General features: G+C 46.9%; 15 protein-coding genes. 13 read left to right on the top strand and 2 right to left on the bottom strand.

Annotated elements, in window-relative coordinates; all coding sequences use genetic code 11:
• Positions 1-2: 2 nt before the first annotated feature.
• From speB to ACXADE_RS17780, 5 genes are all read left to right on the top strand, one after another.
• Complete coding sequence (gene speB / locus ACXADE_RS17800; RefSeq protein WP_474981759.1) at positions 3-875, top strand: agmatinase; 873 nt, start codon at positions 3-5, stop codon at positions 873-875.
• A 179-nt stretch (positions 876-1,054) separates the two neighbouring features.
• On the top strand, positions 1,055-1,501 hold the full coding sequence (locus ACXADE_RS17795) for a hypothetical protein (protein WP_474981758.1): 447 nt from the start codon (positions 1,055-1,057) through the stop codon (positions 1,499-1,501).
• Positions 1,502-1,585: 84 nt separating this feature from the next.
• Positions 1,586-2,026, top strand: coding sequence for a YwiB family protein (locus ACXADE_RS17790; RefSeq protein ID WP_474981757.1), 441 nt, complete (start codon positions 1,586-1,588; stop codon positions 2,024-2,026).
• Entirely contained in the window at positions 2,023-3,690 is a 1,668-nt protein-coding gene (gene argS, locus ACXADE_RS17785; RefSeq protein WP_474981756.1) for an arginine--tRNA ligase, read from the top strand. The genes ACXADE_RS17790 and argS overlap by 4 nt, the downstream gene beginning before the upstream one ends.
• A 214-nt stretch (positions 3,691-3,904) precedes the next feature.
• Positions 3,905-4,084 carry a XapX domain-containing protein gene (locus ACXADE_RS17780; protein WP_474981755.1) on the top strand — a complete coding sequence of 60 codons (180 nt, stop codon included), beginning with the start codon at positions 3,905-3,907 and terminating at the stop codon, positions 4,082-4,084.
• Between the two features lie 4 nt (positions 4,085-4,088).
• Here ACXADE_RS17780 and ACXADE_RS17775 read toward each other — a convergent pair whose 3' ends face one another.
• Positions 4,089-4,925 carry a phospholipase D-like domain-containing protein gene (locus ACXADE_RS17775; RefSeq protein ID WP_474981754.1) on the bottom strand — a complete coding sequence of 279 codons (837 nt, stop codon included), beginning with the start codon at positions 4,923-4,925 and terminating at the stop codon, positions 4,089-4,091.
• Entirely contained in the window at positions 4,922-5,269 is a 348-nt protein-coding gene (locus tag ACXADE_RS17770; RefSeq protein WP_474981753.1) for a phospholipase D-like domain-containing protein, read from the bottom strand. Before ACXADE_RS17770 ends, ACXADE_RS17775 begins: the two co-directional genes overlap by 4 nt.
• A 211-nt stretch (positions 5,270-5,480) precedes the next feature.
• Here ACXADE_RS17770 and ACXADE_RS17765 point away from each other — a divergent pair, with 211 nt between their 5' ends.
• The 8 genes from ACXADE_RS17765 to icmF all read left to right on the top strand — a co-directional run bounded on the left by ACXADE_RS17765 (position 5,481) and on the right by icmF (position 16,996).
• Complete coding sequence (locus tag ACXADE_RS17765; protein ID WP_474981752.1) at positions 5,481-7,613, top strand: heterodisulfide reductase-related iron-sulfur binding cluster; 2,133 nt, start codon at positions 5,481-5,483, stop codon at positions 7,611-7,613.
• Positions 7,614-7,785: 172 nt separating this feature from the next.
• On the top strand, positions 7,786-8,973 hold the full coding sequence (locus tag ACXADE_RS17760) for an acetyl-CoA C-acetyltransferase (RefSeq protein ID WP_474981751.1): 1,188 nt from the start codon (positions 7,786-7,788) through the stop codon (positions 8,971-8,973).
• A gap of 12 nt (positions 8,974-8,985) precedes the next feature.
• The gene (locus ACXADE_RS17755) at positions 8,986-9,837 is read left to right on the top strand and encodes a 3-hydroxybutyryl-CoA dehydrogenase (RefSeq protein ID WP_474981750.1); all 852 of its coding nucleotides are present in this window, start codon (positions 8,986-8,988) and stop codon (positions 9,835-9,837) included.
• A 21-nt stretch (positions 9,838-9,858) separates the two neighbouring features.
• Positions 9,859-11,004 carry an acyl-CoA dehydrogenase gene (locus ACXADE_RS17750; RefSeq protein ID WP_474981749.1) on the top strand — a complete coding sequence of 382 codons (1,146 nt, stop codon included), beginning with the start codon at positions 9,859-9,861 and terminating at the stop codon, positions 11,002-11,004.
• A gap of 12 nt (positions 11,005-11,016) precedes the next feature.
• Positions 11,017-12,156 (top strand): acyl-CoA dehydrogenase, encoded by a 1,140-nt coding sequence (locus tag ACXADE_RS17745; RefSeq protein ID WP_474981748.1) that lies wholly within the window; start codon positions 11,017-11,019, stop codon positions 12,154-12,156.
• 12 nt (positions 12,157-12,168) lie between these two features.
• On the top strand, positions 12,169-13,104 hold the full coding sequence (meaB, locus tag ACXADE_RS17740) for a methylmalonyl Co-A mutase-associated GTPase MeaB (RefSeq protein WP_474981747.1): 936 nt from the start codon (positions 12,169-12,171) through the stop codon (positions 13,102-13,104).
• A 4-nt stretch (positions 13,105-13,108) separates the two neighbouring features.
• Positions 13,109-13,735 (top strand): TetR/AcrR family transcriptional regulator, encoded by a 627-nt coding sequence (locus ACXADE_RS17735; RefSeq protein WP_474981746.1) that lies wholly within the window; start codon positions 13,109-13,111, stop codon positions 13,733-13,735.
• Positions 13,736-13,750: 15 nt separating this feature from the next.
• Positions 13,751-16,996, top strand: a complete 3,246-nt coding sequence (icmF, locus tag ACXADE_RS17730) for a fused isobutyryl-CoA mutase/GTPase IcmF (protein WP_474981745.1) — start codon at positions 13,751-13,753, stop codon at positions 16,994-16,996.
• The last annotated feature ends 57 nt before the right edge of the window (positions 16,997-17,053 follow it).

The raw sequence follows: 17,053 nt of genomic DNA, 5'->3' as shown, positions 1-17,053 counted from the left end.
CTATGCGCTTCGATGAATCTTACTCTGGAAAAGTGTTTATCATGAGCCGGGCGACGGAGGAAGAAGCGGCCGCTGTCATTTACGGCATGCCGATGGACTGGACCGTCAGTTTCCGTCCAGGATCGCGCTTTGGTCCGAACCGCATTCGTGAAGCTTCCATAGGTTTGGAAGAATACAGCCCATATCTTGACCGCCACCTGGAAGATATCGACTATCATGATGCAGGTGATTTGATGCTGCCTTTCGGAAATGCAGCGCGCAGCCTTGATATGATTGAAGAGTATATGGATGAATTGCTTGAAAAGGGTAAACTCCCTCTGGGGCTTGGAGGGGAGCACCTCGTGACATGGCCGGTCATCCGGTCGATGTACAAGAAATATCCAGACCTTGCGATTGTTCATATCGACGCCCATGCAGATCTCCGGGAAGAGTATGAAGGGGAAGTGTTGTCCCATTCGACACCTATCCGGAAAGCTTGTGAATTAATAGGGGCAGAGAACGTGTATTCATTCGGCATCCGTTCAGGCATGAGGGAAGAGTTTCACTATGCAGAAGAAGCCGGGATGCATATGGCCAGATTTGAAGTCCTGGAGCCTTTGAAAAAAGCCCTTCCTGAACTCGCCGTCCGTCCGGTATATGTCACGATCGATATTGATGTGCTTGATCCTGCTTTTGCCCCTGGAACGGGGACGGCTGAAGCTGGGGGGATCACCTCTAAAGAACTTCTGCAAAGCATTCATGCGCTAGCAGCAAGTGAAAGCAATATTGTGGGAGCCGATCTTGTTGAGGTAGCGCCTGCCTATGATCCCACGGAGAGAACACAGATTGCTGCGAGCAAGTTCGTCCGCGAAATGCTTTTAGGGTTCGTTAAATAAATGATAGAATGTAACCAGCCACTGTGAAGGTCTTCATAGTGGTTTTTCTATTTTTCGATTATACAGGGACAGCCCCTGTACCGGCATGCTTCCCCTGAAATTTGAGAAGAAGCAGGGAAAAGGGTAAGGAAGGTGTCGGAAATAAAATGAGAGAAGACATGCAAAAAGGAGCTTTTGTTTTGGATAAAAAAACGATAGGAGTAGCAGGGATTTATGTTTTAATCATGCTTCCCCTGCTTTTAGTAACGTATGTGGCCGATTGGAATCCATCCAATATATCCTATGAGTTGGAGGGAGACACCCTCATCATCCAGGAAGGAATGGGGCGAGAGGTAGTGGAGGAAGTGGATGTGGAAGACCGTATGAATGATCTTCTGCAGTTCACACTTGCTGTTTCGCTGGAAAATAGACAATGGAGCATCGATGTCTGGACGATTGGACTGCTGCTGCCATTTTTATTGTTCGCCATCGTACCGGACCGTCGTCCTTTCAAAAAAATTCTGCCCTTCAAGTGGTACTTGACGATTGTTTTGGCTATCCTAGTTCTATATGCGGCCTATTCGATACCGAATCACGTCGCTCAGGTAAAAGAAGTCCAGGAGTACGTCCATCTACTGCTGGAATGATGCTTGCGTTTTTTTGTTCGAATTCTTATAATATATTAGTTATATCTTGTACGTAAAAACGGAGACAGAAAAGGTGGAGGGAAGATGCCAAGGAATGCAAAAGATGTCCAGGTAAAGCTTGTTACGGAAATACAGGACGAGGATCGTAAAGAGACGATGAAGATCCAGGAGCCCGGACAGTTTTTCAAACGAGGCGATACACAGGTGCTCACCTTTAACGAGCACCCGGACGAAGGGGAGCCTGTCAGTACGATGGTGACGATCAAACCTGAACATGTCAGCATCAAACGGAGCGGTGGCGTGGAAATGCGCCAGGTTTTCCAGACATCCACGGTGACTGAAAATTTATATCATCATACGTATGGTGATTTTCATATGAAGACATTTACAGATAAAGTGGAATACCGTCCGATGGAAGAATCCACTGAGGGCCGGCTGTATTTAAGTTATACCATGACTTTAAACCATGAAGTGACTCAAGCCCACCGCTTGACGTTGACGTTTGAGGAGGAGAGCGATTCATGAATATCGTTGAACAAATGGAACAGAAACTGAAGGATGAAATTGTACGCTCAGTCCTTGCCGCTGAACTTGCTTCAGAAGACGAAATGCCTGAAGTGATACTTGAGCAGCCGAAAGACAAGGCACACGGAGATTATGCGACCAACATGGCGATGCAGCTGGCGCGTGTGGCAAAGAAGAATCCGCGTGCCATCGCCACAGAGCTCGTGGAACAGTTCGACAAGTCCAAAGCATCGATTGAGAAAATCGAGATTGCCGGACCTGGATTCATCAACTTTTATATGAACAATCAGTATTTGACGGAATTGGTCCCTGCTATTTTACGGGCAGGAGATGAATATGGACGTAGCAACAGTGGAGAAGGGCACAAAATCCAGGTGGAGTTCGTGTCTGCCAATCCGACGGGTACCCTTCACCTTGGACACGCCCGTGGCGCAGCTGTTGGTGACTCCCTATGTAACGTGCTGGACGCCGCAGGTTACGATGTGTCCCGTGAATACTATATCAATGATGCCGGAAATCAAATGGCTAATCTCGCCACATCTCTCGAAGCCCGCTATATGCAGGCGCTGGGGAAAGAGTGGAGCATGCCTGAAGATGGCTATCATGGCCGGGATATCATTGGTCTGGCTGAAAAGCTCGTCGCTGAAGATGGTGGGAAATGGGTGGATACTGCGGAAGAAGAACGCCTGCAGTTTTTCCGTGAGTATGGATTGAAATTCCTATTAGATAAAATTAAAACAGATTTGGAAGAGTTCCGTGTACCATTTGATGAATGGTTCTCTGAGACTTCCCTATATAGTGACGATCAAATTACAAATGCCCTTGCCGTATTGAAGGATCAGGGCTATGTCTTTGAAAAAGATGATGCGACCTGGTTTGAAACGACGAAGTTCGAGGATGACAAAGACCGCGTGCTTATCAAGAATGACGGGACATACACCTATCTCACACCTGATATCGCTTACCATAAAAATAAACTGGACCGTGGATTCGATACGCTTATCAATATTTGGGGCGCTGATCACCACGGCTATATCCCTCGGATGAAAGCAGCCATCCAAGCCCTTGGATACGAAAAAGATACACTTGAAGTCGAAATCATCCAAATGGTGAACTTGTTCCAGGACGGAGAAAGAGTGAAAATGAGTAAACGTACAGGGAAGGCGGTCACTCTACGTGAATTGATGGAGGAAGTAGGAATCGATGCGATGCGTTATTTCTTCTCCATGCGATCTAGTGACTCCCACTTGGATTTTGATATGGACCTCGCCCGTTCAGAGTCGAATGAAAACCCTGTATATTATGTTCAATACGCCCATGCACGGATTTGCACCATGTTGAAACAGGCGGAAGAAAAAGGGCTTGTGAAAGACTCTTTTGACGGAAGTCATTTGACATCTGAGAAGGAAGAAGATCTCCTCAAGCGCCTTGGTGAATTCCCGCAGGTCTTAGCGGATGCTGCAGAGAAACGCACCCCTCACCGGGTCACTCAGTATGCTTTTGATCTGGCATCCAATCTGCATAGTTTTTACAATGCAGTGAAAGTACTGGATGAAGAAAACCCAGAAATTACAGCAGCCAGAATCGCCCTGATGAAAGCTGTCCGCACAACATTGAGAAATGCGCTGCGATTAATCGGGGTTTCTGCACCAAATCAGATGTAATCCCATAAACTAGGAAAAGGGCGTCTTTGCGAACCGGGCAGGGGCGTTCTTTTTTCATGGGAAGGGTTGGAAATATCGTTTGGTATGGGCAGGTAAAATGCCATGGACATGAATGAAAGTATGCATTCGTACCATAAAAAAAGAAGCTTGCATGACAAGGTCGCTGCAAGCAAAAGCTATCTTTACGTCTTACATATTGAAAGGTTGTGGAAAAATGAAAGAAGTTATTATTGCATTATTTACTGGATTTATTGTCGGGCTCGTGTTTGCAGGGTTTAAACTGCCGATTCCAGCCCCACCTGCATTTGCAGGAGTCGCTGGGATCATCGGCATATATTTAGGATTTAAAGTCATGGCATGGGCTGGCCCGATGGTTTCGGAACTGCTCAAGTAATGGTTTACAGGAAGGGACGAAGCAGAACGGCAATTCTCTGGTTCAGGCGGGTAGTCAATGACCTCTGTTTGAGCCAGTGTTCATCAAAGGGGATTGCGTCAGAGGCATCCTCGAAATACGCGGTCCTCAAGTCATTGATAAATGTTTCATCGTACACGTAAGTGTTGACTTCCTTGTTCAGGAAGAAACTCCGGCGGTCAAAGTTCGCGGTTCCAATATCAGCGAATGTTCCGTCAATCATAATGACTTTGGAATGATAGAACCCGGCATCAAACAATTTTATAGTCGCTCCCTTTTGATGAAGCTCTTTCAGGTAAGGGACGGCGGCTGGTTTTACGAATGGATGATCGGCTTTCATTGGAATCATGATATGAACCTCTACTCCGCGATCGATCGCTTGTTTCAATCTTGTTTGCAAGCGATCAGTCGGGATGAAATAAGGAGTTCCTATCAGAATTTCTTTTTCGGCCGAATCCATCATCTTCGCAAATTCATTCTCCAGCTCGACCCCATCAGTAGCCACGATGTTCATGACATACTCTCCATCTTCTGAAGGATCACAAGGCGAAATCGTTTCTCCTGAGGCCAAGTACCAGTCATCCAGCATCACTTTATGGATCTGGGACACGACCGGGCCTGTTAACCGCAAGTGATAATCTCTCCAATCCCCAAATTTTGCGGATTCTCCAATGTAATTCTTTCCGATGTTGAATCCTCCTAAATAACCGATCTTTCCGTCAATAACCGCTATTTTTCTATGATTTCTCCGATTAAGTTTATAAAAAAAGAAGGGGAATCCAGGTGTCTCGGCGAAATAAAAAGCAACACCTGCATCTCTCAATTTTTTCCTGGCATGTTTATTGATTTTATAACCCCCGAGCCATCCACGAGGAAACGGACAGGTACCCCGTTTCGAGCTTTATTTTTTAAAACATCAAGAAAGTTTTCACTGATATAATCATCATCCACCAAGTAAAAATAAATATCGACTTGTTCCTTTGCTTCTGCAATTTCCTGAAACATCTGTTCATAGAGGACCGATCCATTTTTGTAGAGTTTGTAGTCGCCCCGCGTTTCAGGCAGGGGAAGGGTCCGAGGCTTTTTCTCATGAGCCGCCCGTCCCAGTTTGAAATCGATGAATAAAAGTATTAGCAGAATGACGCCTAGTATAATTGTGACGAGCATCTCTCAATCCTCCTTAAAAGTATCTTCCCCCTAGTTTCCCCGATTTTAAAGGTTTCAAAAGGAAAAACAGGAAAACATGTTGACTGAATGCTCATTCATAATTTATAGTAAAGCTATAAGATTCAGAAAATTATAAGAATCCATGTCGATTTTCTGATCGGAGAAAAGGGGAGTCGCCATCGCGCGACAACAACAAAGAGGGGGAGAACCGATGAATCCGTTGTTGATGGCAAACTGGATTTTATTTCTTGGCGTCCTTGTCTACGGCCTGTACTTGTTCGTCCGTGTCGTTCAGACCCGCGTCGCTTACATCAAACTGGGGAAGAAATTCGAGTATGACAGACAGCTGAAAAGGCGTTTACAGAAGATTTGGATTTATGTCTTCGGACAAAAGAAATTATTGAAAGATAAAAAATCAGGTATTATCCACGTTATGATGTTTTACGGATTTATCCTCGTCCAGTTCGGGGCGATTGATTTTATTTGGAAAGGACTGGCACCGGATTCCCATCTGCCTTTAGGTCCGTTCTATCCAGGGTTTACATTCTTCCAGGAAATTGTGACTCTGACGATTCTTGTCGCTGTGATCTGGGCTTTCTACCGCCGTTATATAGAAAAACTGGTCCGTTTGAAGCGAGGCTTCAAAGCAGGGCTTGTCCTTATTTTTATTGGAACGTTGATGGTCACCGTTCTTGTAGGGAACGGCATGGGTCTCATTTGGCACGGGCATGATGGAGCGTGGACAGAACCTGTTGCGTCCGGAATTGCAAGCGCTTTCGGATGGCTGCCGCCGGTCGCAGCTGCGACAGTATTTTTCGTTATGTGGTGGATTCACCTGCTTATTTTACTGACGTTTATGGTTTACGTCCCACAATCAAAGCACGCACACTTAATTGCGGCACCGGTCAATGTCTTTTTAAGTCGTGAAGAACCACCAGGAAAATTGAAGACGATCGATTTTGAAATCGACGAAGATGCTGATGAAGAAGACGTTTCCTTTGGCGTTGGAAAAATTGAAGATTTCAATCAGCTGCAAATGATCGACTTCTATGCTTGTGTCGAGTGCGGGCGCTGTACAAATGTCTGTCCTGCTTCAGGATCAGGGAAAATGCTCTCACCAATGGACCTGATAGTTAAACTCAGAGATCATTTAACGGAAAAAGGGGCAGCCGTGACCGGTCAATCCCCGTGGGTCCCTGCTTATGCGTTTTCCGGTACCGAAGGGAATACGCTCGCACAAATGTCCCGCTCTCAAGGTTCTGATGAAGCGGCTGCTACGCTTGATGCCGTGAACAACAAGAGTTTGATCGGAGATGTCATTACAGAAGAAGAGCTTTGGGCGTGTACCACCTGCCGTAACTGTGAAGATGCCTGCCCGGTCATGAATGAACACGTCGATAAAATCATCGACCTTCGTCGTTATTTAGTATTGACAGAAGGAAAGATGGATGCTGATGGACAACGTGCCATGATGAACATCGAACGTCAGGGAAATCCTTGGGGACTTTCCAAGAAAGAACGAGAAGACTGGAGACAGTCGGATGAAGATGTTCATATTCCTACCGTGAAAGAGTTGAAGAAATCAGGAGAAGAATTTGAGTACTTATTCTGGGTCAGCTCGATGGGTTCTTATGATAACCGCAGTCAGAAAATTGCAATGGCGTTTGCGAAACTCATGAATGCAGCGGATATTAAGTTCGCTATACTTGGAAACAAAGAGCAGAACTCTGGAGATACGGCGCGCCGTATGGGGAACGAATTCCTATTCCAGGAGCTTGCTGAGAAGAACATGAAAGAATTTGAAAAACACAATGTGAAGAAAATCATCACGATTGACCCTCACGCGTATAATATCTTCAAAAATGAGTATCCGGATTTTGGGCTGGAAGCTGAAGTTTATCACCATACCGAGATGCTTGCTGAATGGCTGAAGGATGGGCGTTTAAAACCGGAAGGGGTCGTGAACGAGAAGATCACGTATCACGACAGCTGCTATCTTGGACGTTACAACGAAGTGTATCAGCCGCCGCGTGAAGTACTTGAAATGATTCCAGGTGTGGAAGTCGTGGAAATGAAGCGTAACCGTTCGAACGGCATGTGCTGTGGAGCCGGCGGTGGAATGATGTGGATGGAAGAGAAATCCGGAAACCGCGTCAACGTCGCACGTACCGAACAAGCACTTGAAGTCGAGCCGACGATGATCTCAAGCGGTTGTCCTTTCTGTCTGACGATGCTTTCTGATGGAACGAAAGCGAAAGAAGTGGAAGAAGAAGTGAGCACCATGGATATTGCAGAGATCCTCGCAAAATCCATGTTTGATAAAACAGAAGAAAAGACGGCTTAATCAAACGTTTGACCAATCGAGTTTTCCGTCGAATAAACCGCGTAAAATAAAAAAATAGTATGAATATTGTGGAAAGTGTACAGCATTTTATGTACACTTTCCTTATGAGACGATTTTGAGCGAGCGTTCAATCGTCATTTATGAAAGCGTTATCAAATGAGGAGGAACAGACATGCGTAAAACTGTTATTGTTGCTGGAGCTCGTACACCTTTTGGGAAATTTGGAGGAGCCCTTGCCCCGCTGACAGCTGCAAAGCTTGGTGGCATAGCGATCAAAGCTGCTCTGGAGCGCGCGAGTGTTAAAGCAGAGGAAGTAGATGAAGTCATCATGGGTACGGTGCTTCAAGGGGGGCAGGGACAACTGCCTTCCCGTCAGGCTTCAAGAGAAGCTGGCATTCCTTGGGATGTAAAAACAGAAACAGTGAATAAAGTATGTGCTTCCGGCATGCGCAGTGTCACGATGGGGGATCAGTTCATTCGACTCGGGGAAGAAGAGATCATTGTCGCAGGTGGAATGGAAAGCATGAGTAATGCCCCCTATTTCATGCCGAAAGCCCGGTGGGGATTGCGCATGGGAGATGCTGCGGTTAAAGATATGATGGTCCATGATGGATTGACTTGTTCTTTCGAAAATGTCCATATGGGTAACTACGGCAACCGTACGGCCGAAGAATTCGAACTGACGCGAGAAGCTCAGGATGAATGGGCTTATCGTAGTCATCAACGGGCTGTGAGTGCCACAGAAGAAGGAAAACTCGCGGAAGAAATTACCGCTGTTGAAGTCCCGCAAAGAAAAGGGGACCCGATAGTCGTCGATCGTGATGAAGCTCCTAGGAAGGATACGACCGTTGAAGGCCTGGCTAAACTCCGTCCTGTGTTTGATAAGACAGGAACGATCACAGCTGGGAATGCGCCTGGTGTGAACGATGGAGCTTGTGCCATGCTGCTCATGTCCGATGAGAAAGCGGAAGAACTGGGAGCTGAAACGCTGGCCACCATTCTTGCACATGACGAAATCGCTGTAGAAGCACAGGATTTTCCACAGACGCCTGGGCTGGTCATTAATAAACTTTTGAAAAAAGCCGGGAAATCCATAGAAGATATCGATCTGTTTGAAGTGAACGAAGCCTTTGCTGCCGTTTCCTTAGCCAGTGGTAAAATTGCAGGGCTCGACCATGAAAAAGTGAACGTAAATGGTGGTGCTGTAGCTCTTGGCCACCCGATTGGAGCAAGTGGGGCCCGGATTTTGCTTACACTTGCACACGAGTTGAAGAGACAGGGCGGCGGACTTGGAATCGCAGCCATTTGTTCAGGCGGCGGCCAGGGAGATGCTGTATTGATCGAAGTACCGAAACAATAGGAGGTAAGCTGAATGACAATTAAACAAGTCATGGTCATAGGAGCAGGACAGATGGGTGCTGGCATTGCCCAGGTTTTTGCTCAGGCCGGATTGAACGTAAAACTGAATGACATGAGTCAGGATGCCCTCGACCAGGGTCTTGCAGGAATTGAAAAGCGTCTGCTCCGCGCAGTGGATAAGGGGAAAATGACGGAAAAGGATCAAAAGGCAGCGTATGGACGCTTGGAGACAACGACGCAATTGAAGGATGCCTCCGACTGTGACCTTGTGGTAGAAGCTGTCGTCGAAAACATGGATGTGAAGGTGAGCGTCTTTCAACAGCTCGATGAGATCACTCCTCCACATGCCATCCTGGCAACGAATACATCATCTTTACCAATTACAGAAATTGCTGCAGCTACGAAACGTCCAGAGCAGGTAATCGGCATGCACTTCATGAATCCTGTGCCTGTGATGAAGCTGGTGGAAATCATCCGTGCTATCCAGACGAGTGATGAAACCTATCAGGCTATTGAAGATATGACGAAGAAACTGGAAAAAACACCTGTAGAAGTTGAGGACTTCCCAGGGTTTGTGTCCAACCGGATTTTAATGCCGATGATCAACGAAGCGATTTATACGGTGCACGAAGGAGTCGCCTCTCCTGAAGATGTGGACGCTGTCATGAAGCTCGGCATGAATCACCCGATGGGCCCACTTACGCTTGCAGATTTTATCGGATTGGATACGTGCTTATACATCATGGAAGTGCTTCATGAAGGGTTTGGAGACAGCAAGTATCGTCCATGTCCGCTTCTTAGGAAATATGTAAAGGCAGGCTGGCTTGGGAAGAAGTCTGGACGCGGTTTTTACACCTACGATTAACGTGTAAAGGGGAGAACGAGAATGAATTTGCAGTTCACGGATGAACAGGAAATGATGAAGAAGATGGTCCGCGACTTTGCGGAAAAAGAAGTGGCTCCTGCTGTAGAACGGATGGAGCAGGAAGATCGATTCCCTTCTGAATTGATCCCGAAAATGGGTGAGCTCGGGCTGATGGGCGTACCGATCCCGGAAAAATACGGCGGTGCAGAAATGGATTACCTTTCCTATATCATCGCTATTCATGAGATTTCAAAAGTGAGTGCAACGCTTGGGGTCATTTTGTCTGTCCATACATCAGTTGGAACGAACCCGATTTTATATTTCGGTACAGAGGAACAAAAGAACAAATACATTCCCAAACTTGCCTCAGGTGAATATCTAGGAGCTTTTGCACTGACAGAACCAAGTGCAGGTTCTGATGCCAGCAGTCTGAAAACGCGGGCACAAAGGCAAGGGGATCACTACATCCTTAACGGGTCCAAAGTCTTCATCACAAATGGAGGAAATGCAGATACGTTCATCGTTTTTGCCCGTACAAATCCGGACGTGGAAACGAAAAAAGGCTTAAGTGCTTTCATCGTTGAACGTGACACCCCTGGCTTCTCTATTGGGAAGGCGGAGAAGAAGATGGGGCTGCACGGTTCAAGTACGGTTTCTTTGAATTTTGACCAATGTGAAGTTCCTGTATCACAACGACTCGGTGAAGAAGGAGACGGTTACAGAATCGCCCTCTCCAACTTGAATATCGGTCGAATCGGCATCGCTGCCCAGTCCCTCGGAATTGCCGAAGCGGCCTTGGAGCACGCCGTCGCTTATGCAAAAGAACGTGAGCAATTCGGCCGTCCGATTGCTCATCATCAAGGTGTTTCTTTTAAACTTGCCGATATGGCGACAGAAGTAGAAGCATCCAGGCTGCTCGTCTATAACGCAGCTGCTTTGCAGGCGGCAGGGAAGAAGTGCGGGAAAGAAGTGTCCATGGCAAAACTGATGGCATCTAAGACAGCTGTGAAAGCATCCATTGAAGCCGTACAGGTCCATGGAGGTTATGGATATACAGAAGATTACGCCGTGGAGCGATTTTTCCGGGACGCCAAGGTCTGTGAAATATATGAAGGAACCAGTGAAATCCAAAAGGTTGTTATAGGCAATCATTTGATTAGAGAGTAGGAGGACGACAGGATGAATTTTACGTTGACAGAAGAACAGGAAATGCTCAGAAAAATGGTCAGGGATTTTGCCAAAAATGAAGTTGAACCGACCGCAGCGGAACGGGATGAAGAGGAACGCTTCGATCGTGATATCTTCGATAAAATGGCTGAGCTTGGCCTGACGGGTATCCCATGGCCGGAGGAATATGGCGGCATCGGATCGGATTTCGTAAGTTATGTAATCGCAGTTGAAGAGCTTTCCCGTGTTTGCGCTTCTACAGGAGTCACCTTGTCTGCGCACATTTCTTTGGCAAGCTGGCCGATTTTCAAATTCGGAAATGAAGATCAGAAGAAAAAGTATTTGACTCGACTGGCTTCTGGAGAAGCTCTCGGTGCTTATGCTTTATCTGAGCCCGGCGCAGGAAGTGACGTTTCTTCCATGAAGACGCAGGCGAAACTTGATGGCGACCATTATGTTTTAAATGGAAATAAAGTCTGGATCACGAATGGTGGAGTGGCGGATATTTACGTTGTCTTTGCAAAAACGGATGCGGACCAGGGCAGCCGTGGCATCAGTGCATTCATCGTAGAAAAAGATACCCCTGGATTCACGACAGGCAAGAAAGAGAAGAAGCTTGGCATTCGTTCGTCTCCAACGACGGAATTGGTTTTTGAAGATTGTAAGATCCCGAAAGAGAACCTGCTTGGAGAAGAAGGGGAAGGGTTTAAAGTAGCCATGATGACCCTGGACGGTGGTCGTAACGGAATTGCAGCTCAAGCAGTTGGAATCGCACAAGGAGCCTTGGATGAGTCGGTCCATTATTCGAAGGAACGCGAACAATTCGGAAAACCTATTGCAGCCCTTCAGGGGATTTCCTTCAAGCTCGCGGACATGGCGACAGAAATAGAAGCTTCGCGTCTGCTGACGTATCAAGCCGCATATTTGGAATCCGAAGGCCTTCCTTATTCCAAAGCATCAGCCATGGCCAAACTGTTTGCCGGGGATACGGCTATGAAGGTGACAACAGAAGCCGTACAGGTCCATGGAGGTTATGGATATACAAAGGATTATCCAGTTGAACGATACATGCGCGATGCGAAAATTACGCAAATTTATGAAGGAACACAAGAAATCCAAAGACTCGTTGTCGGCCGAATGGTCACGAAATAAAAGGGCAGCGTCATGCATCCACTGGCTGAACGAATCCAAAAGCAGGACATGAGGGCTTTAGCACGGGCGATTACGTTGATTGAGAACGAAGATGATGAAAAGCTCCACTTGATGAGTGATATCTTCTCTATTCAGAAACAAGCACACTATATCGGCATTACGGGTTCACCGGGTGCAGGGAAAAGCTCATTGATCAATCAGCTGCTCACTTACTTGCGACAACAGGACCTGACGGTAGCAGTCATTGCTGTCGACCCTACAAGCCCTTTCAGTGGGGGAGCTCTGCTCGGGGACCGTACGAGAATGAACCAGCACTTCCTTGACCCGGGAATATTTATAAGAAGCATGGCGACACGAGGAAGCCTCGGAGGTTTAGCACGGGCTACGAAAGATAGTATCCGGGTGTGCGACGCCTATGGATTTGATGTCGTTCTTGTGGAAACGGTCGGTGTCGGGCAATCAGAACTGGATATTATGAAAGTTGTGGATACTACGGGGCTTGTTTTGACTCCTAACAGTGGAGACGTCCTTCAGATTTTCAAAGCGGGAATAATGGAGATTGCTGACGTGTTTATCATCAATAAAGCGGACTTACCTGGAGTGAGGAAGCTTAAATCTACCCTCGAAGAGTATATGATGATCGTGCAACCTGAAGGCTGGGAGCCTCCGATCGTTCAAACGATCTCGACACAAGCTGAGGGGATGAGAGAACTCTATGAGACTATGAAAAACCACCGGGACTTCCTTTACCAGACGAACAAAGGAGCGGATCGGAGGAAGCAACAGCTTCAGCTGGAAGTGTACGATTTGATCCGCGAGGAGATTTGGCGGGAAGTCAAAGGCACGATCGAAAGCGATGAACAGAAGGTCGAAGTATTTCAAAACCCGGATGCGGATCCTTATGAACTGGCCCGGTCCTGGTTTCGTGAATGGGGAAGGAAGGGGTAGTAAATTGGCTGAAAAACAAGTACCTTCAACCATTAAAGATGAAGCTCTCGTCTCTAAACGGAGAAACCAGATGATTAAGGGTGCCGTTACCCTTTTCATAGAGAAAGGGTTCCATAAAACGACCACTCGTGAAATTGCCAAGGCTTCCGGGTTCAGTATAGGAACGCTCTACGAATACATCCGGAAAAAAGAAGATGTTCTGTTTCTCGTTTGTGATTCCATCTATCAAAAAGTGAAAGAGCGGATGGAGGAGGCGATCGATCCTCACCAGACGAGTCTTCAAAGTCTTGTTCATGCCATCCATTCGTATTTTCAGCTGATGGATGAGATGCAGGATGAAGTCGTTGTCATGTATCAGGAGGTCAAGTCACTTTCCAGGGATGCACAGGATTATGTCCTGCAGAAGGAGCGTGACATGGTGGCCATGCTTGAGCAGGTCATCGTGAATAGTCTGCCGGGAGAGCATCCGGAAGAGCAAATCAAACTGATTGCGAACAACATTTTCGTCCAGGGGCAGATGTGGGGGTTCCGCCGCTGGATCCTGCAGCGGACCTTTACCCTCGAAAGTTATACGGATACCCAGATACAGCTCTTGTTAAAAGGTCTCGATAAAGAAGAGACACTCCAATAGAAAGGAAGATTGGATATGGAACAGCCGACTGTCTACAAACCAAAGAATCCCGTCCGTTTCGTGACATCCTCTAGTCTTTTTGACGGTCACGATGCGTCGATCAATATTATGCGCCGGATCTTACAGGCGACAGGAGCGGAGGTCATCCACCTTGGTCATAACCGTTCGGTTGAAGATGTGGTAAATGCCGCTATCCAGGAGGATGCGCAGGGGATTGCGATTTCGTCTTATCAAGGTGGTCATGTAGAGTATTTTAAATATATGGTCGACCTGCTCGCCCAAAAGGGCGCCGGCCACATCCGTGTTTATGGCGGTGGCGGAGGGGTAATCATCCCGAGGGAAATTAAAGAACTTCACGAATATGGGGTCGCCCGTGTGTTTTCTCCGGAAGATGGCCGTAACCTAGGCCTTCAAGGCATGATCAATCTTATGATTGAAGAGTGTGATTTCCTCCCGCCCCTTGATGTGGAAAAAGGGGTCGAAGGTCTTTCCGCCGGTGAACATCAATCGATCGCCCGCTTCATCACCTATGTGGAGAATACTCCGAAAGAAGAAAGAGAAGCTGTGGCCGCTTTTGAAAGCGCTGTCGAAAAGGTGCAGGAAAAAACAATTCCTGTTCTCGGAATAACGGGTACAGGAGGAGCGGGTAAGAGTTCTCTTACCGATGAATTGATCCGTCGTTTCGTCAATGAGATACCGGATAAGAAAATCGCGATTTTGTCTGTCGATCCAACGAAGAAAAAAACAGGTGGCGCTCTTCTTGGAGACCGCATTCGTATGAATGCTATATTCAATCCGCGCGTTTACATGAGATCTCTCGCAACGAGGGAGGCGCGTTCGGAACTGTCAACAGCGGTGGAAGAAGCCATTCAGGTCGTTAAAGCGGCCGGGGTTGATTTCATTATCGTTGAAACGAGTGGAATTGGTCAGGGAGATGCGGCGATTACAGATATCACCGACCTGTCCATGTATGTGATGACCGCAGAATTCGGCGCGCCGTCCCAGCTTGAGAAAATTGATATGATTGATTTTGCCGATTTCATCGTGATCAATAAATTCGAGCAGAAAGGATCCGAAGATGCTTTTAATCAAGTGAAAAAGCAATATCAGCGGAGTCATATGCTCTTCCATGAAGATGACAGTAAGTTCCCGGTATATGGAACGATTGCCAGCCAGTTCAATGACCCTGGCACAAATACTCTATTCGCGGCCATCGTTGATCAGTTGAACGAAAGGTTCTCCTGGGAGGATGAGACGTCTTTCTCCGGCCTGGAAAAAGTAGAAAAGCAAAATGTCATCATTCCGAACGAACGAAAGCAGTATTTGCGTGATATTGCACTCGCTGTCCGTGATTACCATGAAGAGACAGGAGGGCAGGCGGAGAAAGCACGCAAACTTTATCAATTGAAAGGAACCATTGATGTCGTTGAGGATGAATCGGTGAAAGAAAGTCTTCAGCGGCTCATCCAGGATTATGAACGTCACCTTTCTCAAGAAGCTAAAGAGAATTTAGAAGGGTGGGAGGCTCTCCACGAGCGATACAGTGGAGATACGTACACGTTCAAGGTGCGAGATAAAGAAATAACGATGGATATTACAACAGAAAGCTTGAGCGGAACGAAAGTCCCTAAAGTTGCTCTGCCGAAGTATATGGATTGGGGAGACCGTCTAACGTGGCTGAGAAGTGAAAATGTTCCAGGAGCTTTTCCATTTACCGCAGGTGTTTTTCCATTCAAACGTAAAGGGGAAGATCCTAAACGTCAGTTCGCAGGCGAAGGGACCCCGGAGAGGACCAACCGCAGGTTCCACTATTTATCCGAAGGAGATGAAGCGAAACGTCTCAGTACAGCCTTCGACTCGGTCACTTTATATGGGGAAGATCCCGATGAGCGTCCGGACATTTACGGGAAAGTCGGAGAAAGTGGCGTCAATATTTGTACCTTGGAAGATATGAAGAAATTGTTTGACGGATTCGATCTCGTCGCTCCATCTACATCCGTTTCTATGACCATCAACGGCCCGGCACCGATCATCCTGGCTATGTTCTTCAATACGGCTATTGATAAACAGTTGGAGAAATTTAAAGAAGAAAACGGACGAGAGCCGAAAGCAGAAGAAGCAGCAACAATTAAAGCCCAGACGATTAATGTCGTCCGTGGGACTGTCCAGGCCGATATTTTAAAAGAGGACCAGGGGCAGAACACCTGTATTTTCTCTACGGAATTTGCTCTTCGAATGATGGGGGATATCCAGCAGTATTTCATTGATAACGAAGTACGGAATTATTATTCGGTATCCATTTCCGGTTACCATATTGCAGAAGCAGGAGCGAATCCGATCACCCAGCTCGCTTTTACATTAGCCAACGGATTTACGTACGTGGAATATTACTTGAGCAGAGGAATGGATATCAATAAGTTTGCACCGAACTTATCCTTCTTCTTCTCCAATGGTCTTGATCCTGAATATACGGTTCTCGGTCGTGTAGCCCGCAGAATCTGGGCAATCGTCATGCGCGATAAATATGGCGCCAACGAACGCAGTCAGAAACTGAAGTATCACATTCAAACTTCCGGCCGTTCTCTGCATGCCCAGGAAATTGACTTTAATGATATCCGGACAACGCTACAGGCGCTGATCGCTATTCAGGACAACTGTAATTCCCTGCATACAAACTCGTATGACGAAGCGATCACGACACCGACAGAAGAATCGGTTCGTAGAGCCATGGCGATCCAGATGATCATCAGCAAAGAGTTCGGTTTGACGAAAAACGAAAATTCCCTCCAGGGATCTTACATCATAAGAGAACTCACGGACCTTGTAGAGGAAGCTGTCCTGCAGGAATTTGAACGCATCAATGACCGCGGAGGCGTACTTGGAGCGATGGAACGTCAATATCAACGAGGGAAAATTCAGGAAGAGTCCCTTTACTATGAAGGTAAGAAGCATTCAGGGGAACTACCGATTATCGGTGTGAACACGTATCTGAACCCGAATCCTCCTTCTGAAGAAGAAATCGACTCTATGGAGCTGGCGCGTGCGTCTAAGGAAGAAAAGGAACACCAGATCACAGAATTACGCAAATTCCAATCCTCCCATGATAGCGAAGCTGGGGCTGCATTAGAGCGCTTGAAACAAGCAGCATCTGGCGGAGGAAATATTTTTGAAGAGCTCATGGAAACCGTCAAAGTTGCAAGTCTTGGTCAAATTACCAATGCGCTGTATGAGGTTGGCGGTCAATACAGAAGGAATATGTAGCGACCTGAAAAATCGCTAATATAGGGCGGGAAATCGCGAATAAAACAGGGGAATCTG

Source organism: Halobacillus sp. ABR2_026 (assembly GCF_056158545.1).
Note: the sequence above shows the minus strand (reverse complement) of the source record. Positions and strands in the feature narration are given on the sequence as shown.